The organism is Nocardia sp. BSTN01 (genome assembly GCF_015354405.1).
In the GTDB taxonomy this organism is placed as follows: Bacteria; Actinomycetota; Actinomycetes; order Mycobacteriales; family Mycobacteriaceae; genus Nocardia.
The window spans coordinates 1-321 of sequence record NZ_JADKYP010000190.1; the positions used below are offsets into that span (position 1 = coordinate 1).

At 64.5% G+C, this 321-nt stretch carries 1 protein-coding gene; it reads right to left on the reverse strand.

The features are described from left to right. Window positions 1-321 (reverse strand): AMP-binding protein (locus tag IRT45_RS36480; protein ID WP_194810288.1); only part of this gene is annotated, 321 nt, incomplete at both ends.

The window sequence follows — 321 nt, forward strand, 5'->3', positions numbered from 1 at the left end:
ACGGAGACGTCGAACGCGAGCGAATGGCATTGCGCCCATACCTGCTCCGGTGCGGGCGTGACATCCAAGGGCGCCAGCAGCTGGGTGACGTTGCGGTGTGTGGCCGTCACACCTTTGGGGACTCCGGTGGTGCCCGAGGTGTAGATGAGGTAGGCGATACTGTCCGGTAGCGGTGCCGGTAGTGGGGTGCTGGGTTGGTTGTCCAGGGCGGGGTCGTCGACGTCGATGATCGGTATGTCGAGCCCGTTCAGCCGCTCGGCCAGGTCGGCGGTCGTGATCACGGCTACCGGTGTGGCGTCGGAAAGCATGAATTCGATTCGC